Annotated in this window: 33 protein-coding genes and 1 pseudogene; 29 read left to right on the top strand and 5 right to left on the bottom strand. The window is 39.4% G+C overall.

All coding sequences use genetic code 11. The features are described 5' to 3' along the window. Positions 1-46: 46 nt before the first annotated feature. From P256_RS03615 to P256_RS12950, 5 genes are all read right to left on the bottom strand, one after another. Positions 47-913 carry an ATP-binding protein gene (locus P256_RS03615; RefSeq protein ID WP_023272326.1) on the bottom strand — a complete coding sequence of 289 codons (867 nt, stop codon included), beginning with the start codon at positions 911-913 and terminating at the stop codon, positions 47-49. A gap of 2 nt (positions 914-915) precedes the next feature. Then, the gene (locus P256_RS03610; protein WP_023272325.1) at positions 916-1,281 is read right to left on the bottom strand and encodes a hypothetical protein; all 366 of its coding nucleotides are present in this window, start codon (positions 1,279-1,281) and stop codon (positions 916-918) included. Then, positions 1,278-1,487 carry a hypothetical protein gene (locus P256_RS03605; protein WP_023272324.1) on the bottom strand — a complete coding sequence of 70 codons (210 nt, stop codon included), beginning with the start codon at positions 1,485-1,487 and terminating at the stop codon, positions 1,278-1,280. The genes P256_RS03610 and P256_RS03605 overlap by 4 nt, the downstream gene beginning before the upstream one ends. Beyond that, positions 1,487-1,648, bottom strand: coding sequence for a hypothetical protein (locus tag P256_RS13220; protein WP_023272323.1), 162 nt, complete (start codon positions 1,646-1,648; stop codon positions 1,487-1,489). Before P256_RS13220 ends, P256_RS03605 begins: the two co-directional genes overlap by 1 nt. 214 nt (positions 1,649-1,862) lie before the next feature. Further along, on the bottom strand, positions 1,863-2,603 hold the full coding sequence (locus P256_RS12950) for a LexA family transcriptional regulator (protein ID WP_051353544.1): 741 nt from the start codon (positions 2,601-2,603) through the stop codon (positions 1,863-1,865). Positions 2,604-2,736: 133 nt separating this feature from the next. Here P256_RS12950 and P256_RS03595 point away from each other — a divergent pair, with 133 nt between their 5' ends. From P256_RS03595 to P256_RS03475, 29 genes and pseudogenes are all read left to right on the top strand, one after another. Further along, entirely contained in the window at positions 2,737-2,973 is a 237-nt protein-coding gene (locus tag P256_RS03595; protein WP_155756733.1) for a hypothetical protein, read from the top strand. A 33-nt stretch (positions 2,974-3,006) separates the two neighbouring features. Continuing rightward, positions 3,007-3,669, top strand: a complete 663-nt coding sequence (locus P256_RS03590; protein WP_023272320.1) for a phage antirepressor KilAC domain-containing protein — start codon at positions 3,007-3,009, stop codon at positions 3,667-3,669. After that, complete coding sequence (locus P256_RS03585) at positions 3,669-3,959, top strand: hypothetical protein (protein WP_023272319.1); 291 nt, start codon at positions 3,669-3,671, stop codon at positions 3,957-3,959. Before P256_RS03590 ends, P256_RS03585 begins: the two co-directional genes overlap by 1 nt. Beyond that, positions 3,959-4,753: a replication protein gene (locus P256_RS12945; RefSeq protein WP_023272318.1), complete on the top strand. Its 795-nt coding sequence runs from the start codon at positions 3,959-3,961 to the stop codon at positions 4,751-4,753. Before P256_RS03585 ends, P256_RS12945 begins: the two co-directional genes overlap by 1 nt. After that, positions 4,746-5,342: a hypothetical protein gene (locus P256_RS03575; protein WP_023271647.1), complete on the top strand. Its 597-nt coding sequence runs from the start codon at positions 4,746-4,748 to the stop codon at positions 5,340-5,342. The genes P256_RS12945 and P256_RS03575 overlap by 8 nt, the downstream gene beginning before the upstream one ends. Further along, complete coding sequence (locus P256_RS03570; RefSeq protein ID WP_023271648.1) at positions 5,339-5,518, top strand: hypothetical protein; 180 nt, start codon at positions 5,339-5,341, stop codon at positions 5,516-5,518. Before P256_RS03575 ends, P256_RS03570 begins: the two co-directional genes overlap by 4 nt. Then, complete coding sequence (locus P256_RS03565) at positions 5,515-6,135, top strand: hypothetical protein (protein WP_023271649.1); 621 nt, start codon at positions 5,515-5,517, stop codon at positions 6,133-6,135. The genes P256_RS03570 and P256_RS03565 overlap by 4 nt, the downstream gene beginning before the upstream one ends. Then, positions 6,132-6,416, top strand: coding sequence for a hypothetical protein (locus P256_RS03560; RefSeq protein ID WP_023271650.1), 285 nt, complete (start codon positions 6,132-6,134; stop codon positions 6,414-6,416). The genes P256_RS03565 and P256_RS03560 overlap by 4 nt, the downstream gene beginning before the upstream one ends. Continuing rightward, a complete protein-coding gene (locus tag P256_RS03555; RefSeq protein ID WP_023271651.1) occupies positions 6,413-6,865 on the top strand; it encodes a hypothetical protein in 453 nt (150 codons plus the stop codon). Before P256_RS03560 ends, P256_RS03555 begins: the two co-directional genes overlap by 4 nt. 37 nt (positions 6,866-6,902) lie before the next feature. Further along, positions 6,903-7,049, top strand: coding sequence for a hypothetical protein (locus P256_RS13215; RefSeq protein WP_023271652.1), 147 nt, complete (start codon positions 6,903-6,905; stop codon positions 7,047-7,049). Further along, the gene (locus P256_RS03550; RefSeq protein ID WP_023271653.1) at positions 7,042-7,326 is read left to right on the top strand and encodes a PDDEXK family nuclease; all 285 of its coding nucleotides are present in this window, start codon (positions 7,042-7,044) and stop codon (positions 7,324-7,326) included. The genes P256_RS13215 and P256_RS03550 overlap by 8 nt, the downstream gene beginning before the upstream one ends. A 9-nt stretch (positions 7,327-7,335) precedes the next feature. Continuing rightward, positions 7,336-7,830 carry a hypothetical protein gene (locus P256_RS03545; RefSeq protein ID WP_023272317.1) on the top strand — a complete coding sequence of 165 codons (495 nt, stop codon included), beginning with the start codon at positions 7,336-7,338 and terminating at the stop codon, positions 7,828-7,830. Between the two features lie 362 nt (positions 7,831-8,192). After that, positions 8,193-8,411, top strand: a complete 219-nt coding sequence (locus tag P256_RS03540) for a hypothetical protein (protein WP_023272316.1) — start codon at positions 8,193-8,195, stop codon at positions 8,409-8,411. A 72-nt stretch (positions 8,412-8,483) separates the two neighbouring features. Continuing rightward, positions 8,484-8,693, top strand: a complete 210-nt coding sequence (locus tag P256_RS13095) for an ogr/Delta-like zinc finger family protein (RefSeq protein ID WP_081401715.1) — start codon at positions 8,484-8,486, stop codon at positions 8,691-8,693. Next, the gene (locus P256_RS13275; protein WP_023272315.1) at positions 8,650-8,826 is read left to right on the top strand and encodes a hypothetical protein; all 177 of its coding nucleotides are present in this window, start codon (positions 8,650-8,652) and stop codon (positions 8,824-8,826) included. Before P256_RS13095 ends, P256_RS13275 begins: the two co-directional genes overlap by 44 nt. Positions 8,827-8,887: 61 nt before the next feature. Further along, complete coding sequence (locus P256_RS03535) at positions 8,888-9,094, top strand: hypothetical protein (protein ID WP_023272314.1); 207 nt, start codon at positions 8,888-8,890, stop codon at positions 9,092-9,094. Between the two features lie 25 nt (positions 9,095-9,119). Beyond that, on the top strand, positions 9,120-9,398 hold the full coding sequence (locus P256_RS03530; RefSeq protein WP_023272313.1) for a DUF968 domain-containing protein: 279 nt from the start codon (positions 9,120-9,122) through the stop codon (positions 9,396-9,398). A gap of 108 nt (positions 9,399-9,506) precedes the next feature. After that, positions 9,507-10,046 (top strand): Rha family transcriptional regulator, encoded by a 540-nt coding sequence (locus P256_RS03525; RefSeq protein ID WP_023272312.1) that lies wholly within the window; start codon positions 9,507-9,509, stop codon positions 10,044-10,046. A 66-nt stretch (positions 10,047-10,112) separates the two neighbouring features. Continuing rightward, a complete protein-coding gene (locus P256_RS03520; RefSeq protein WP_023272311.1) occupies positions 10,113-10,601 on the top strand; it encodes a NinB/YbcN family protein in 489 nt (162 codons plus the stop codon). Positions 10,602-10,729: 128 nt separating this feature from the next. Next, complete coding sequence (locus tag P256_RS13445; RefSeq protein ID WP_265596952.1) at positions 10,730-10,855, top strand: hypothetical protein; 126 nt, start codon at positions 10,730-10,732, stop codon at positions 10,853-10,855. Positions 10,856-10,898: 43 nt separating this feature from the next. Next, positions 10,899-11,498, top strand: coding sequence for a terminase small subunit (locus P256_RS03510; protein ID WP_023272309.1), 600 nt, complete (start codon positions 10,899-10,901; stop codon positions 11,496-11,498). Further along, complete coding sequence (locus tag P256_RS03505) at positions 11,498-13,153, top strand: terminase large subunit (protein ID WP_023272308.1); 1,656 nt, start codon at positions 11,498-11,500, stop codon at positions 13,151-13,153. Before P256_RS03510 ends, P256_RS03505 begins: the two co-directional genes overlap by 1 nt. Further along, positions 13,153-14,603 (top strand): annotated as a pseudogene (locus tag P256_RS03500) (DUF1073 domain-containing protein). The gene P256_RS03505 and the pseudogene P256_RS03500 overlap by 1 nt, the downstream one beginning before the upstream one ends. Next, complete coding sequence (locus P256_RS03495; protein WP_023272305.1) at positions 14,554-15,243, top strand: phage head morphogenesis protein; 690 nt, start codon at positions 14,554-14,556, stop codon at positions 15,241-15,243. The pseudogene P256_RS03500 and the gene P256_RS03495 overlap by 50 nt, the downstream one beginning before the upstream one ends. A 38-nt stretch (positions 15,244-15,281) precedes the next feature. Then, entirely contained in the window at positions 15,282-15,434 is a 153-nt protein-coding gene (locus P256_RS13210; protein WP_023272304.1) for a hypothetical protein, read from the top strand. Between the two features lie 4 nt (positions 15,435-15,438). Continuing rightward, on the top strand, positions 15,439-16,791 hold the full coding sequence (locus P256_RS03490) for a DUF2213 domain-containing protein (protein ID WP_040331772.1): 1,353 nt from the start codon (positions 15,439-15,441) through the stop codon (positions 16,789-16,791). Positions 16,792-16,803: 12 nt separating this feature from the next. Then, positions 16,804-17,280, top strand: coding sequence for a structural cement protein Gp24 (locus P256_RS03485; protein WP_023272302.1), 477 nt, complete (start codon positions 16,804-16,806; stop codon positions 17,278-17,280). 60 nt (positions 17,281-17,340) lie between these two features. Beyond that, entirely contained in the window at positions 17,341-18,345 is a 1,005-nt protein-coding gene (locus P256_RS03480; protein WP_023272301.1) for a DUF2184 domain-containing protein, read from the top strand. A 10-nt stretch (positions 18,346-18,355) separates the two neighbouring features. Continuing rightward, positions 18,356-18,625, top strand: coding sequence for an STY1053 family phage-associated protein (locus P256_RS03475; RefSeq protein WP_023272300.1), 270 nt, complete (start codon positions 18,356-18,358; stop codon positions 18,623-18,625). The last annotated feature ends 2 nt before the right edge of the window (positions 18,626-18,627 follow it).

Here is an 18,627-nt window from a genome sequence, read left to right as displayed (position 1 = left end):
CTGCTTGCATGAGTTGCTTACAGTGGAAGCAGTATTCAAATTTCATCTAAGCGTTGCCGTGATCTTGAATTAATGATTTCTTCTTGTTGCCACAAGCACTCACAATTTCCGCTTCGTAATCTGTGTTTTTGAACTGTGAGTAGATAATTCCAAGTTCAGCCACATCTGATGTTTTTTCTATGCGCTGAATTGCTTCATCGAACGCAGCTTGCATCGCTTCTTCTTGGCTACGACCATCATTAAGCCAGGCAAGAATACGTTCACCTGTTTCAGCCGTAATAACTTCACCATTTTTGCTGAACAATTTGGTACGATCTTTTGTAGGCAGAGCAGAGTGACCATCATGAACAACATCCAGTGCGATTGTTAGTTCATACTCAAAACCATCGCGTTGTTCAGCTTTCATACCTAGTTTAAGAATCTTTTTACCTTCACCTGGAACCGTCTCAGTTTTGGCACGCGTAGTCGTGATGATGTGCATATCTGTTTGAAGTAATGCATCAATAAACTTGCGGTGGCGTGGTGTAGTTTCAGACCATGCACCCCAAGAGTTTCCACGAAAACGTGTTCTAGCTATTTCGTCATTAATCTCTAAACAACCACCTGTACCAGTCCATTCATGTGTTACAGAGTCAATAATGAGAACGTCATAACCCATGTTGTGTGCAGCTTGGATTGCACCGACATATCGCTCAGGTGTGTATGGTGGGCGTAGTGGCAACGTATCAAAAACAAACTCATTGGCGTATAAAGAAGCCGATTCATTTTCGGTATCAATAACTGCAATTTTCTGACCTAAACCACTTGCCAAGGTAAGTGCAGAGTAGGTTTTACCACTACCTGATGGACCATTTAAGTTAAGCTTTAATTTCGCTTTTTTGCGCTCAGCCTTAGTAAATACAAAGTGTTCCATGATTAATCCCCTTTGTATTTTCTTGTTGAGTAGATTTCAGGTTGTTGGGTAGATCTCTCAGCCAACTCTTGGGAAACACGAATATAATTCGGATCTGAAACAGGTAATCCTTTCGCATTACGCCACAAACTATAAATAGCCTGTGTTTTAGGATTTCCATAAACCAAGTTGTCATGCTTATGAAAATCTACATGAAGCTCGTATTTTCTGTATGTAAGCTCAAACTCAGCCTGATCAGGAGTAACACGAGAAAGTGCATTTATACCTTCAATAACTTTCCCATCTTCATCGAGGAAAACCCCATTTTCTTTTGTAGCTTTAAATGGGTGAAATCCATTTGAGCTTGTATAGACTAGATATGTGTTCATGCGTACACCTCACCAAATAGTTCAGCTTCTTCTTGTTGACACACCTGGTCTTTAATGTGCATCGATTCTTGGGTGAGCTTGGTATGCTCAGCATTGGTTAAGTGACCAAGTATGTAGAGTGTTTCGACAACGGCTTGTTTTTCTTGCCACGTATCGTTTTTGAATCGGTTAAGAATGTATTGTGCTTGAGAGTCTTGAACATTCATTAGAAATTCACTCCTAAAAACACAGCGATAGAAACCAAAATAGAGAAGGCGGTTAGAGTTTTAGCATCCTCAATCAGACGCTTTTTAAATAACTTCTTGTTTTGACTGCGGATTAGCTTTTTAACTAATCGCTGTTGATTTGCTAGATTGTTCTGTTGCATAATTACCTCGTTCCGATGGAAAGCCCGTGTTTGATTTCGACGTCTGCGCGGGCTTTTTGTTGTTTGGATGAGATAATAATAACAATGTTATTAATACTATTCAATAGTAATGTTATTAAAAAATACAAAAGGAAGTTTTATTTTTAATAGTAATGTTAATTAAATATAAAAAAATCCTGCATATAGCAGGATTTAAATTATTTATAATAAAAAATTATTTATTTTTGGTATGGCGACTAGGTGGAATTATCTCAATAACAGGAACAACTGACTCAACCTCATCCATATCAAAAGTACTTCTTTCGCTACTATTGATTGATAGTAAGTGTAAAACTGAGCCAATAACGCCTATATATTCTTTTATCACTCGATCACCATTTTTTAATGCTACTTCAACAAATTCAGTAACATGAGGTGTTGCCTGTGGATCACATACAAAGAACCAACCATTTCTAATTACTGGATACATTGAGTTACCTGTGCCTTGAATAGCGTAGGCATCCTTACTTGCATCTAAAGATGGAACATAGCCATGATTTTCATGGTTAGCCTCTTCAGACTCCAGTTTACGGTAATAACCATTCTCGTCCATCTTTTCAAAGGCTTTAACCGATACGAGGCGGCCACTTCTTTCTGTGTTCGTGCGTTCAATATGATGGACTCTACCAGCTCTATCGACTACGGATTGTAATTCTTCTGCTAAATCGGGACTTATCTCGCTTGGAGAAACGTTGAAATAAGAAGATAGCTTAATGAGGGCATCTAGGTTCAAAGGGGTTCTACCATTTAAATATGCACTAAAAGCTCCTTGGGTAGACCAACCACAACCATCTGCAACATCTTCTTGAGATACCTTACGGTTATTTGCTTTCTCTTTGTCTTTAAATTCCATCCACACCTTTTTAAGACGCTCAGCATCCGCTTGTCGTTCTTGTGATATTTGACGTTTTGTCATGGTGCACATTCTTTTTAAGCCTTTGATACTTACATAATAATAACGCTGTTATTAAACTACAAATAACAATGTTATTGCAAGCTATTAATAGTGATGTTATTATTTTATGGTTTTTAATAGTAAAGTTAGTGAAATGAAAACAGTACCGTTAATCTCATTGATAGACAGCCAAGGGAGGCAAGCAGTTGCCGACAAGATTGGTTGTCACCTAACACTGGTAAACCAAGTTATCTCAAAAAAGAGAGAGGTTTATGCAGTTGTTGATGAAAGTGGAGATGTAATTGACCACTGCTATGAAGTGCGAGATTTTCCGAATAAGAGAATTTCAAATGCCAAGAAAAAGAAAACCTCAGTTGTTGGTAGCAACTGAGGTTTGTTGTTCAAAACTTATGGAGCAATGAACATGAATATGATTACACAATTTAATCACAACCAAAAGAGTATGACAAGTCTGGAAATTTCAGAGCTTGTTAGCAAGCGCCATGACAATGTTAAGCGTACTGTTGAAAATCTCATTGACTCAGGAGTAATAGCACGCCCTCAAATTGAGGATGTGCAAAATGTAGTCAATAACCGTCTATATACAACTCAGGTATATATTTTTTCAGGCGAACAAGGAAAGTTAGACAGCATCACCGTTGTTGCACAGCTTTGCCCTGAGTTCACAGCAGCACTTGTAAAGCGTTGGTACGAACTAGAAAACCAACAACAGCTCCCACAGTCATTTGCCGAAGCACTTCAACTCGCAGCAGACCAAGCGAAGCAACTTGAACTGCAAGCACCTAAGGTTAATTTCTACGACAAATTAGCAGACCGAACTACCTTGATGAACGCAACTCAAGTCGCTCAAAAAATCAGTATGTCTGCTCAGAAGCTCAATAAGATTTTAGACACACTCAATGTCTACAGTCATGCCGTGAAGCGTGGTCGTGTATTTAAGCAATGGTTTATAGATCAAGGTTATGGAGAGCTGAAAGAGACAGATTTAGGCTACTCACAAGCAATGTTCACGACAAAGGGTGAGCAATGGGTATTTGAGCAATTAACGAGTGAGGGGCTTATCTAATGGGTATTTCTATTACAAAAGAAGTTGAAGTTAGCGCTTGTGTTGATGTGGAGATCGAAATTGGAGATGTTTGCGATTTTATTGCCTGTGCTAGCAGTGAAGAAATTGATGAGATTCAAAAAGCTGTCAACAAAAGTGAAAAATGCACAATTGCACCATTATTTGAATTTGACGCAAACACAATTCGCCACCTGGTAGAACGTGCAAACATTTTTGGTCTTGATGACATGATGGACTCTCTTAGCAGAGAAGCCGAGCGCATAGGTGTAATTTTGAAGGTGGGTGTTTAATGAGTTTTATTCCTAATTCTTTTCAGTTACCTAATGCTTTTGTTGATGAAGCAATGAGTCGTTTAAGCCCAACAGCTAATATGCTTTATATCGTGATTGTTCGTAAAACTCGTGGCTGGCAAAAGAACGAAGATGCAATTTCTTTAAGTCAATTTGAAAAGATTACAGGCCTATCTCGTAAGACTGTAATCAAGGCTTTAAACGAATTAATTTCTTATGGATTTGTTGAAGAATATGAGCAAAAAAATGCAAAAGCGCCTAAATCTTACTCTCTAAACACTAGTGTATTTTCTACACTAGTAGAATCTCCACTAGTGGAAAATTTACACCCCACTAGTGGAGAAATTCCACCAGTTACTAGTGGAAAAATTCCACACACAAAAACAACTACAAAAACAACTAATACAAAAACAATAGATATATGTAGTGAACCTGCTAAAAAAACTCGTTCAGTCTCTGAGAAATTTAAGAAGTTTTCATTTGAAAAATCACTCTTAAAACTCGGAGCAAACAAACAGTTCGTATCTGAGTTCATGGAAGTACGAAAAGCGAAACGTGCAGTCGATTCAGAAACTGCATTTAAGCGTTTTATCTCTGAACAACAAAAATCAGGTAAGTCACTTGATGAAGTCCTAGAACTTTGCATTGTGAACTCTTGGAAAAGTTTTAATGCGTCATGGAATCAACCACCAGCTGCTAAACAACAACCCGAAGCACCTAAAAGACGTTTTGGGAATCACTTCATTGATCAACAGCCAAAGCCAATGAGAGACGTTGGAGGCTACCATGAGTAACATTTCAAACCTGACTCAAGATGTTGGCCAAAACTTCCCAACTAAGCTTGCAGATCAAATCTTAGGTGAAATTGAAAGCCTACACGGTGATGACTTCAATAAAAAATATGCCCAGATGAAACAGAGCGAGCTTCTGAGCCTAACTTGTCGTGTTCTTGATGGTCTTACACCAAACGACATAAAACGTGGCTTAAAACGCCTCTATGAAGAAAAGTGGTGTCCTAAACTTCCTGAGTTTAAATCTTGGTGCTTACAAGCATCGGATTGGTGGACTGCTGAACATGCTTGGGCAAAGGCAATGCAGTTTGAAGCTGATAAGTCTGTGAAGATTACAACACTAACCAAAGTCGTTCTTGATGAGGTGCGTCACATCATGGACAACGAGGGGCAAAAATCAGCACATTTTGCATTTCGAGATATTTATCAGGATTACCTTGCAAAAGCTAAGCAGAAAGGGAAGTTGCAAGAGTTTTATGTCCCTCAAAAAATGGCTCAGTTAGGGCATTCAGAAAGCAACCGCAAAGGTGTTCCGTGCCCAGCGCATTTAATGAATCAGATCCGCAGTGTGGGTAAACGAGGTGTTGTATGAAAGCAGTAGATTTTATCCAGTCACATGGAATTGCAAGAGCAACTAGAATTGTTAAAGCAGCACCGCAGTGGGCAGTTTATTACGATGCAGAGAAGCGTTGTTATGACGATATACGTTGTGAAAGTAGCGTTTCACTAACTGAGCTTGAGGAAGTGTTAGTGGGGTGTGGGGAATGAAAATTCTAATAGCATGTGAAATGTCTGGAACTGTTAGGGATGCATTTATTGCTTTGGGTCACGATGCTATTTCTTGCGATATACAAGATACCCAATCTCCTGGTCCGCACTACAAGGGAGATATTCGAGATCTACTTGATTATCCATTCGACATGATGATTGCACATCCACCTTGTACACACATTGCCGTAAGTGGTGCTGCTTGGTTTAAAGAAAAAGCATTTGATGGTCGTCAACATGCTGCAGCAAGCTTTTTCATGATGCTTGCCAAGTCAAACATCCCAAGAGTTTGTATCGAAAATCCTGTTTGCATCATGTCGAGCTTATGGAGAAAGCCTGATCAAATCATTCAACCATGGCAATTTGGTGATGAAGCTCAAAAAACAACATGCCTATGGTTAAAAGGTTTGCCAAAACTAACGCCAACAAAGATTGTGGATAAGGGTGAAATGGTGACTTTTGCAAGTGGTAAAAGGATGGCGAAATGGTATGCGGATGCAAGAGGAAGTTCTGAGCGCTCAAATATAAGAAGTAAGACCTTTCAGGGGATAGCTGATGCAATGGCAATGCAGTGGGGTGGAGATAGTCAGCAGGATTTATTTGGAGCTAGTGCATGAAAGCGAATGAGTTTATAAAAAAAGCTGGGTTGAATGAAGTAAAGCGTCTTTTAAGCACAGCAACAGTTGCTAACGATAATCAGGTCGGGGTTATCCCTTATAACCCTTTTATTGGCATACCAATTGATATTGGCGAACTAAAACGCCTGATTGAGTCGTATGAGTTGGTTGGTTCTTTTGGTGGTTTAGAGCATGCCAAATGCTTCTTAGCTGAAAATATTCCTTGTGCAGATTCAGGTGTTTTGAATAAAGCCATAGCTGATGTGGAGAGCTGTCAATGAGTTTAGATAATTTGTTAACTACATTGGCTGATCTTGTGCCAAAAAATGTTCCTGAAATTGAAGTGCTGCCAATTACCAATTTCAAAGTGGGTGACGAAGTCTTAATTATATGGGTTGCAGAAAAAGAAGTTTGGACAGTTTTAGCTTTGTGCAGTGATGGTTATGTTGATATTCGATGCAAGACTTCAAAGGCTGCAATGAGCATTCCACTTGAACAGCTTAGATTAGCTAGTCTGCTTCTAAATAAGTTTAAAAAAGGTGACTTGATTGTAGTAATGGATGGTTTGTATCAGGAAATTTTTACAATTACAAAAGAATCTAACGATGGATTTGTAATTGAGCATGAATCAGATGCGTTTGGGGTACAGGCTTATTCTATTGAATACCCATACTCTGATATTCGCCATGCAACCCCCGAAGAAATCAAAGCAGGGAAGCGGTTGCCATGAATAAACATGACCAAATAGCAAACAAGGAGGCAATTTAATGCCTACTTTCTTTGCAGTAATGCTTTTCTTATTCATGACGAGCTGTAAACCACAAACGAATATAGAAATTATGTTTTATGTCTTGGTTGTAGCAATTTTAGTTGGAGGTATCGTTGCACTAAAAATATGGGGGCACGATGCGTAGAGCTGCCAAAGTCGATGCCAATCAAACAGAGATTGTTCAGGCATTACGTCAGATCGGGTGCACAGTAGAACACTTGCACTCGGTGGGTCGAGGTTGTCCCGATTTGTTGTGTGGATTTCGGAACAATAACTACCTACTCGAAGTGAAGGATGGAAGTAAGCCAAAATCAAGTAGAAAGCTAACACCTGATCAGGTGATATGGCATGAAACATGGCGAGGTCGGGTTTACGTGGTTGAGAGTGTAGATCAAGCAATAACAGTAATACAAAAAGGATAAGGGTTAGAGATGAACGCAGTTGCTGAACGACATATTATGCAGGTAATGGATTGGTCTAAGTACAGTCTAGAAGAGTGGTTATATCAGTTTGGAGCATGGCAATATTCAAGTTCAGGCACTTGTGGGAAAAGTATCAATCCAATTGCTGTAGCTATGGATCAGGCTGTAGTTAAACGTAAGAAGTTTAAACTGGGCGTTAAAAAGCAAAGACAAGTTATTGCAGACTATATGGTCAGTGATCTGGATACTCCTAAGCCTAGAAGAAGTAAGTTTGAATGTAATATTACTGATGATGAAGCAAGAGCAGTACAGCATTTAATTTTAGATATGCAGGGTAAGTCTGAAATATTAGATGAGTGGCTAGATGCTGTAATAGATCGTTACTTTTATGGTAACTCTTGGGCAGATATGGTTACGGAATCACGTACAGGAATGGATGCAAAGTATGATGTGAAATGTGGCTTAGCCGCATTACACGTACGATATCCATTTATTATTTTTTAAGCAGTTGACCTTGATCAAAGCAACTGCTATATTTCTGTTATAGTGAACGAAGTTATATAGTAATTCACTAGGCTTTTAGACAGAGCCATCCCCTAAATTTACTTACATTATCCACGGTGTAAGTAATTCTTTATAGGCTAGATCTATCATGTGGCTAGCCTTTTTTTATGCCAAGCCCTAATTTTTTATAGAATTTGCTTTTTAAAAAAAATAAGCTATATTTAAACCGATGATTAATATTCAATACTTTATGGGCTTGCTTTGAATATTAATCATCGGTTTAAATATTATATTTCCAAGCTCAACTGTTGCTTTGTCCTAAGTTATAAATTACTGATAAAAATAAGTAGAAGAGTGTTTAAATGACAGCGAACGATATCATGTTTTTAGCGTTAGTCGATGGTGGGATAGCTTCAGTATTTTTGGCTCCATTCTTCTTATTACTTGCTGTTATAGCGTATTTCAAACGAAAGAAAAGTAATAAGTGGAATAAAGCATTTAGAATCTTTTTATTTTGTGTGGTTGTTTTTGGAATATATGCAATCCTCTTTGCTTCATTTATTCATGAATTACAGAAATAACTAAATAAGTTATCTAGTCTAAACCGCAGTTACCATAAAGGTAGCTGCGGTTTTTTATTGAGTAAAAGAAATATGATGAAGTGCCCAATATGCCGAAGCTCATCACATACAAGAACAAGTAGATACATCACAGATCAAACTAAAGAAATTTACTATCAATGCCAAAACATAAACTGCTCAGCAACGTTTAAGACAAGTGAGACGATAGATAAAGTCATCTCAACTCCAAGGAAAGACCATGAACAAGAAAAACGAATCACGCAAATATCTAAAAGAATATGAAACTGAATTAAGAAAATATCAGAGTCTTTCTAGAAAGTTTATGGGCGAAGATGAATTGAAAATGGTTGATGGGCAGATAAGAGTTTTTAAGAGATACATAGCAAACATTAAGGTGATGCTAAGTGCTCACTAAGATATTCAGCATATTCGCATTCTTCATACAGTTTTTTAAACCCCAACAAAAGGAAGTCATCATGACTGATTTAGAGCAACAACCACAACCAACAACTGAACAATCTACAGAAAGCACAATTACAACTATCGCAACAGAAGCAGAAGGTGTAATTAAAAAAGGTGTTGAAGATTTAGAAGCGGCTTACAACTTCATCCAACATGGCGTTGATTTTCTAGGCCCTGATGCTAAGTCTGAACTTTTAACACTTGCGATTAAGTTTCTTTAATCCAACAGCTCAAGGATGAGCAACTATGCGAAGTAATCAACGTTTAAACGCGGTTAGATCATTGCCTTGTGTGAAGTGTGGTAAGCCAGCACCAAGTGAAGCGTGTCATGCAAATTGGTCTGAGTATGGTAAGGGCATAGGAATAAAGGCAAGTGATGAATTTGTTATCCCCTTATGTAGACAACACCACTATGAATTCGATACGTACTCAAGTATGAAACGTGATGAGTCGAAGTTGTGGTTTGAACAGATGCTGGCTAAGACGAATCGAATGCTAGCAATGGACGAGACAGAAATATTCTAGTCCGAAATTTGTAGTTTTTAATATGGAGCCAATAGGGCTCTTTTTTTATGCCTGAGTGTTTAGTTGCGTTCTGCACTCAAGCTTAACTTAACTCAAAAGGAGTTACTTATGAATGCGATATTAAAGCCGATTGACATTGTTAGTGTTGATAAGGGTGAGCCAGTAACAAATACTTTGCAGATTGCATTCGGTTTAGGGTTAACACATAAATCTGTGATTCAGCTTGTAAGAACTTATTTTCCAGATATGCAGGAATTCGGGAAGGTTAGATTTGAATCAAGCAATTCCGCATTTGAAATGGCGAATTCAGATCGTGAGTCTAGCCGAGGCCGCCATACTCGATATGCTGTACTAAACGAACAACAAGCTACTTTCTTAATGACGCTTATGCGAAACAGTCCAAAAGTTATTGAGTTTAAGAAAGCACTGGTTAGATCATTCTTTGAAGCAAGAGCATTTATCCAATCTCAGGATCAGACTTATAACAATATTCACAATAAGATTTCATTGCAGCTGGGTATGGAAAAAGCTGATGCAAGTCTAGCAGGGCATATTCTTGGTAGTTATAGAAAGAAACGTGATGTATTAGTGACTGCGCTTACTGAAGTAGAGCGACTTATGCAACCGTGTTTGCCATTTGAACAATGATTTTTAAAGGGTATGGCTTATTGCCACGCCCTTATATTTTGGGTAACTAAACGTGGGGAAATGACGATGGATCTAAAACAAACATTCGTCATTAAGTCTCATACTGACCAGTTACGAGTTCAAGACTGCTTAAGCAGAAACAGAGAGGAAGCTTTGGAAAATAAGACACCTCTCATTGTTAAAATATCAACTAAACAAGAAGATCGAAGTACAGCACAAAATAGACTGTACTGGAAGTGGCTTAATGAGTGGTCTAAGCATATTGGATCAGATAAAGACTCAGAGCATTACTTCTTTAAGAAGAAGTTTCTTATAGGGATATATAATAGGGACGATGCTGAATTTGCTGAGATGTGCCAAGCGATAAAACAGCTTAAAAATAATGAGCAAGAAGAGTATGAAGCAATAGCTCAGCATGTTATTCGGATGACAAGTACAACAAAAGCGACAGTGGTTCAGATGAGTGAGTATCTAAACAACATCCATGATTTTTGTGTGGTGCAGGGGAAGTATTTAGAAACGCCTGATGATTTGAAGTGGGCGGTTGAAAGTTGATCTATTTGGGTTCATGATTAGACTTTATTTAATCAATGGACTGCAAAGCTATGTTTATAAAGATTCAAGAAAAAATCATCAATACAGCATTAATAAATTATATTTTTATTACGGATGGATACAAATATATGGGTACAGGTAATCCTAGATATGAAGTAGATATTCATTTTAGTAAAGATGATGCGGTTACGTTGAAATTTGAATCGTCTGAAGAAATGAATGAGTTCTTAGATAAGCTAAACTATACCAAGTAAATAAAAGCCACCTTCGGGTGGTTTTTTTTATGGGAAAAACAAAATGACAGACGCAACACAAGGCGCTGAACAACTTAAAAATGAGCGTCATGAGTTGTTCTGCCAAGAGTATTTAAAAGACCTAAATATTTCACAAGCTGCCGTTCGTGCAGGGTTTAGTGAGCGCTCAGCTAAACAGCATGGTTTTGATGTTTATAACCGTGAAGAAGTTCAAGAGCGTATCCAGTACTTAAATGGCCATCGCTTGAATCGAGTTCAAGTTGACGCTGATTACGTCTTACAGCGGTTGGTTGAAATTGATCAAATGGATGCATTAGACATCATGGATGATAGCGGTAAATTGCTACCACTAAGTGAATGGCCAAAGATTTGGCGACAGTACATTTCTAACTTTGAAAGCATCGAATTGTCTGATGTTAATGGCGCTGTTAAGAAAATCAAATGGCCAGATAAAGTTAAAAACCTCGAGCTACTCGGTAAACATATTGCGGTTGGTGCATTCAAGGATCGTTTAGAGCATACAGGTAAGGACGGTGGACCTATTGAACACTCAGTAGAAGCTAAACCAAAACTTACACCTGAAGAACTCTCAAAACTTACAGCTCAAGAGTTATCTCGATTAGCAATTAATGGGGAGATTTAATGTATGCACTTGAAGAAATCACACCTCTCTTAAAAGACTGGACAATCAATACAAGACTTCCTGAAGTCATTGCTGAGATGACTAGACGGTACTACTACAAAGCAGTCACTGAGCAATCAGAAGAATCCAAGAAAGCAGAAATCGAGAAATGCAGAAAAGACCCTGTTCATTGGTTTAATCACTGGATATGGACTTATGATCCTCGTGGTATGGCTTATGGTTTGCCAGCGAATCTGCCTTTTGTACTTAGACCCAAACAAGTTGAATTGGTTGAATGGCTACTTGATCGAGAAGATACGCAGACCAGTGGTCTAATTGAAAAGTCTCGTGATGAGGGAATGTCTTATGTCGTGCTTGGATTTTTTCTACATCATTGGCTTTTTGTTGATGGTTTTGCTGCAGGTGTTGGAAGTCGTAAAGAAGACCTAGTTGATAAGAAAGGCGATCCTAAAACGCTACTTCATAAGTTTAGAGACATGTTCTCTAAGATGCCCTCATGGATGAAGCCTAAAGGTTTTAGTGAGCGCGACCATGACAATTATTTGCGTATTGTGAACCCTGATAATGGGGCAACCATTACAGGTGAGGCAGGTGACAATATTGGTCGTGGTGGTCGTACCTCGATGTACTTACTTGATGAGTGGGCATTTACAGAGCGTCAAAATGCTGTGGATGCTGCAATATCTCAAAATACAAACGTACACATCAAAGGTTCAACGCCAAACGGTATTGGTGATCGATTTTATCAAGATCGTTTTAGTGGTCGTTATCCTATTTTTACAATGCCTTGGCGTGATAACCCTGATAAGAATTGGTCAGTTGAATACAAGGGTAAAAAGATTCACCCATGGTATGAAAAGCAACTTGCCACATTAGATGATGTTGTTCTTGCTCAAGAAGTAGATATTAACTATGCGGCTTCGGTTGAGGGTGTGCTTATTCCTGCTGAATGGGTTCGTTCTGCGATAGATGCTCATAAGATATTAAATATCGAACCGACTGGCGACAAGATTGGTGGTCTCGATGTGGCAGATGAAGGTAAAGATAAAAACTCATTTGCTGGTCGTCATGGGATATTACTCAAACGCTTAGATACATGGTCAGGCAAAGGCGATGATATTTTTGGCACCACACAAAAAGCCATGGATATCTGTATCGATGACGCTTATTCAACATTGTTCTACGATGCTGATGGCTTAGGTGCCGGATGTCGTGGTGATGCACGAGTCATCAATGAAAAAAGTCGTGAACTTGGTCGAACAGAAATCACAGTTGAATCATTCCGTGGTTCTGCATCAGTACATGATCCAGATGGTGAGATGGTAGAGAAACGTCTAAATAAAGACTTCTTTGCAAACCTTAAGGCACAGTCTTGGTGGTCTTTACGACTACGCTTCCAAAATACGCATCGTGCTTTAAATGATCGTGATTATGATGCAGACAATCTTATTTCAATCTCTAGTGATGACCTTGATAAGAATGAGATAACACAGCTCATTATGGAATTATCACAACCGACATACAGTAAAAATGGTGTGGGGAAAATACTTGTAGACAAACAGCCTGATGGCTCGAAATCACCTAACCGAGCTGATGCTGTAATGATTTGCTATAACCCGCAACTCTCAAACATTGATGTTTGGAGTAAGCTTTAATTCGAGTCTTATATGAATATCTTAAAACGTACTACTGTACTACTGATAGTTTTCAGAACTTTGCGGCTCGGGTTGGCTTGGGCACAGGAAATCAGCATGACGATTCAACGTATGGCTTTAACTTTCTAAGTCGCAACCGCTTAAAACTTGAAGCAATGTATCGCTCAAGTTGGGTAGTTGGTCAAGCGATTGATGTTGTTGCTGATGATATGACACGCGAAGGTACCAATATCCGCGGTTTAGATGATCCAAGTGAAGCTGAGATTATCAATGACACGATGGACCAACTAGAAGTTTGGGATCGTCTAAATGAAACCATTAAATGGGGTCGTTTATACGGTGGTGCATTGGCGGTCATGCTTATTGATGGGCAGGATAACTCAACACCACTTAATCTAAAAACTGTCGGTAAAGATCAATTCAAAGGACTACTTGTTCTTGATCGTTGGATGGTTCAACCCACATTGCAAGATCTAGTTACTGAGTATGGGCCACATTATGGCAAGCCTAAATACTATGATGTGTTTTCTGATTCAGTTGGATTATGCAATGAGCGAATTCACTACTCACGGGTGATTCGTATTGATGGTGTGAAACTCCCATACTGGCAGTCAATTGCTGAGAATCTATGGGGACAGTCTGTTATTGAGCGCTTAGAGGATCGTTTAACGATTTTTGATATGCGACACTCGGTGCAGGGCAACTTGTTTATAAGGCGCATTTACGTACGTATAAGGTAGATAAGCTGCGTGACATTATTGCGACAGGTGGTCGAGCTTTTGAGGGCTTGGTTAAGCAAATTCAGCAGATCCGTTTATGGCAGTCCAATGAGGGCTTGACCCTGATGGACTCTAAGGATGAGTTCGCAACCCACCAGTACAGCTTTGCAGGCCTTGATAATATTTTGATCCAATTTGGACAGCAGTTATCAGGTGCGCTAGGTATTCCGCTAGTGAAGTTATTTGGACAATCTCCTGCTGGGTTTAACGCAACGGGCGAAAGTGATCTATCTAACTACTACGATGGGATTAATCAATCTCAAGAAGGCCGATTAAGAACACCGCTGAATATACTTTTAGAAGTTATTTCGATGTCTAAACTTGGCAAACCATTGCCTAGCTCATTTAAGTTTGACTTTGCATCGCTTTGGCAAATTGATGATGAAACTAAGGCAAATGTTGCAGATAAAGTATCTACTGCGGTTTCTCGAGCGGTAGAAGATGGATTGATTTCCCGTCAAACAGCGTTGAAAGAGCTACGTCAATCATCAGAAGTAACCAACATTTTCTCTCATATTACTGATGAAGAGATTGATCAAGCTGAGGACGATCCACCGCCTCCAAGTGAGATGACAAATGAAAAACCAACTGACACGGATCAACCCCCATCGAGCGAGGAAGGTGGAGATACGGTACAGCCAGCAGCTTCGAAAGATAGCGTTTTACATTGATACGATTGTTAAAGGATTTGATTTAAATAATCTAGATAACTATCCCATCATTGCAAATGCACTTAACCAATATGCATCGACATTGCATGAATGGGCTGTAAATACCGCAGGTCGCATCATGATGGATGTGGCTTTGCGGGATCAAAAGACATGGCTTATTTATGCAAAGGATATTTCAAAAGGCGTTCAGCATGAGATACGAAATACACCTATAGGTGCAACGTATCAGCAGCTGCTTGATGAGCAAGTCAATCTCATTAAATCTTTGCCTTTAGAATCTGCCCAGCGTGTTCAAAATCTCGCAACCAAAGCCGTTATCGGTGGGGGTCGTACAAAAGAAATCGTCGACATGGTTATGGAAACTGGCCCTGTTGCAAATTCTAGAGCAAATACAATCGCACGAACCGAGATAAGCAGAGCGCAAACAAGCTTTACGCAAGCACGTGCCGAGCATTTAGGTTCTGAAGGTTATATTTGGCGTACAAGTAAAGATACTGATGTTCGTCATAGTCATCAGGAAATGGATGGAAAATTTGTGCGATGGGATAGTCCACCAACGTTAGACAATATGACAGGTCATGCTGGATGCTTTCCAAATTGTCGGTGTTATGCCGAACCTGTTGTTCCCGAAGATTACTAGAGCCGAAAGGCTCTTTTTTATTGCCCAAGGAAAATAGTATGACTAGAAATGAAGTACGTTTAATACTTGTTCAGCAAGCATTAGAGCAAAGAATAATTAACCATGACTATATTGTAAGAGTACTTGAGCCTTTGGTTTCCTATATCTGTGATGGAGTGCCTCAAAGCCAATCACCCAAAAAAGATGAATGAAATCATGTTTAAAAAGAAAACGAAAGATAGTCGAACCCTAGATCGATCAAATCTTTATACCACTGGCAAGATTGGACGTACACGCGAAACCACACCTGAAGGTTATTTGCTATGTCGTGATGTTGCTGTCGCACGAATTGGTGTTCTGCAATATGGCAAAGGTGAAGTTCCTGTTACTGCTGACAATACAGGTTTGATCTTGATTGAGCGTGGTGAAGATGAGTTATTCGATCCAAAAACGATTTCAAGTTTTGAGGGAAAGTCAGTTACAGATGACCATCCTAACGAATGGGTAAGTCCTGAAAATTGGAAAGAACTCACAGTAGGTACAACACAAAATGTTCATCGTGGTGAAAGCCCTGATGATGAATTTTTGCTTGCTGATCTACTTATTACAGATAAAGAAACCATCGATAAAGTTATGGATGGAAAAGTTGAAATTTCTCTTGGCTACGATGCTGACTATCAAGAAGTTAGTGTGGGTAAAGGGGTTCAGAGCAACATTTTAGGTAATCACGTTGCATTAGTTGATAAAGGGCGTTGTGGTTCACGATGCCGTATAGGAGATAGTTTTATGGCGACAAAGCCCACTAAAAAACGAGTAAGTATTGGTGATCGAATTCGTAGTCTTGTTTTTACTCGTGATGCTGATGAAGCAGAAAAAATCGCTAAACAAGTTGAAGATGAAGAAAACCGAGATCCAGAACAGGATCGACCAACTTCAGATGAAGAACCTGAAAAAACTTCTGATGAAGAGGAAGAAGGAAAAACCAAAACAGGTGATGCAGCACTTCGTAGTGATATGCGAAAACTGATGAAAACTATGGATGCTTTCATTCGCTCACAGGCAAAAGATAAGACCAAGGATGAGGGTGAAGAAGGTAAGGAAACTTCTGATGAAGATGGCGACCCAAAAGAAACCAAAGATGGTGAAGATCTAACGGAACCGGGCGCAGGTAAAAAGCTTTCTGATGAAGGTGTTCGTACATATACAGGCGACTCTCTTACAGAAGTGTTGTCTCGTGCAGAAATCCTTTCACCGGGATTTCGTACCCCAACATTTGACAGTGCAAACAATGGCAAGGCTGTATTAAATACAAAGCGCCAAGTACTAAAACAGGCAGTTAAAACACAAGATGGATTAAGTGCAATCACACCATTTACAGGTGGTAGTACTGATTTTGACAAATTGCCAAGTCATACCATTGATGCTGCGTTTGTTGGAGCATCAGAACTCATTAAATTAAAAAATAATGCAAAAGGTATCCGCTCAGGCGTTTCAACTAAAGATTTTGGTCGTGCACCAATGAGCATTGCCGATATCAATGCAAAAAACCGCGAATTTTGGAATAAATAAGGACTCTATAATATGGGTAATTCATTTCTATACCGCATGCCTTCAGGCATTCCGGGTGATGTTTCTCGTAAATCACAATCAACTATCGAAGCACACCATTTAGGTGCTCAGTTTGCATCATGCGGATTGTTCGGCATCATTGATGCAAATGGTAGTTTTGTCCCGCCAACAGCAGACACAACCAAACCATACGGAATACTGGTTCGTGACTATCCATTTCAAGGTCAAGCAACATCACTCGGTTCATCTGCTCCAACATCAGGAACAATTAATGATGTTCTGAAACGTGGATACATGACTGTACTTAATAATGCGGGTGTTGCGAAAAAAGGTGCACCTGTTTATGTGCGTGTAGCTAATGACTCTGCTGCTAAGCCGTTAGGTGGTATTGAGGCTATTGCGACAACAAATGAGACCATTGCAGTTGATGCATATTTCATGGCTGATGCCGATGCTAATGGCAATGTAGAAATCGCTTACAACATTTAAAAAATACCAAATATGCACAGCACCGAAAGGTGCTTTTTTTATGTGCGGAGATAAATAAATATGGGTTCTTTAATTTTACCTAAAACTCGTGCTCAAACACGTGATTCGTGGCAGACGTTTGATGCTCAAACTGTTGATAGTGCAGGTGCTTTTGTTATTGGTGAGCTAGAGCGACTAGATCAGACCATGCATGATCCACTGGCATCTGTGACGTGGACTCGTGATATTGATTTACGTGAAGATGTATCGATTGCTGATGAGGTCTCATCATTTACTAACTCAACTTTTGCAGCTGCTGGTGGTGCATCGCCAAATGGTAAATCTTGGATTGGTAAAGAAACTGATGCAATTCATGGCTTAGCTTTGGATATTAGTAAAACAGCAAACCCATTAACTTTATGGGGGATGCAATTAGGTTGGACGCTTCCAGAGCTTGCATCTGCTCAACAAGTTGGCCGTCCAATTGATACGCAAAAATATAGCGGCATGATGCTGAAATATAATATGGATGTTGATGAGCAAGCTTATATTGGCGATGATATTTTGGGTGTCGAAGGCCTTGTAACTAGCAGCAAAGTTGGCTCAACCAATGTTCCTGTTGGGGCATCAGGTAAAGCTGACTGGAAGAGCAAAACTGCTGATGAAATTCTTGCAGATGTGAACTTGGTACTAAATCAATCATGGGTTGCAACAGGTTTTGCGATTGTTCCTGACAAGCTTCTAATTTCACCGACACAATTTAGCTTATTGGTTACTCGTAAAGTATCAGAAGCTGGCAATATTTCAGTTCTAGAATTTTTAAAAGCAAACAGCTTATCAAACAGTGCCAATGGCCGTCCTTTAGATATTCAACCATTGAAGTGGTTATCAGGTCGTGGGGTTGGTGGTACAGATCGTATGGTTGCTTACACAAAAGATAAAAACCGTGTTCGATTACCATTGGTACCACTACAACGCACACCGCTTGAATATCGCGATTTACGTCAGCTTGTGACTTACTATGGTCGTTTAGGTGTTGTCGAATGGGTATACCCTGAAACAGCATTCTATGCAGATGGTATCTAAGGAGTAAGACATGTCAAAAGTACAGATTCTCTTATCCAAAGATTTGCTGATCCATCTTTCTGCTGAAGATCCAGTCGAATTAAAGTCGGGGCTACAAGAGGTCGAGCAAGATATTGCCGACCATTGGTACGTCAAAGCGCATTCTCAGCCAATCACATCAGATGCAGTTAAGGACGATGCTCATAAAAAAGAGGTCGAATCTTTAAAGGCGGAACTTGCTGCTGCACAAAAAACGATTGCCGATCTGCAAAAACAAATCGAAGATACTAAGGCGAAGTAATC

Origin of the sequence: Acinetobacter nectaris CIP 110549 (assembly GCF_000488215.1) — a bacterium.
Taxonomy (GTDB): domain Bacteria; phylum Pseudomonadota; class Gammaproteobacteria; order Pseudomonadales; family Moraxellaceae; genus Acinetobacter; species Acinetobacter nectaris.
This window is presented reverse-complemented; position numbering and strand designations above follow the sequence as displayed.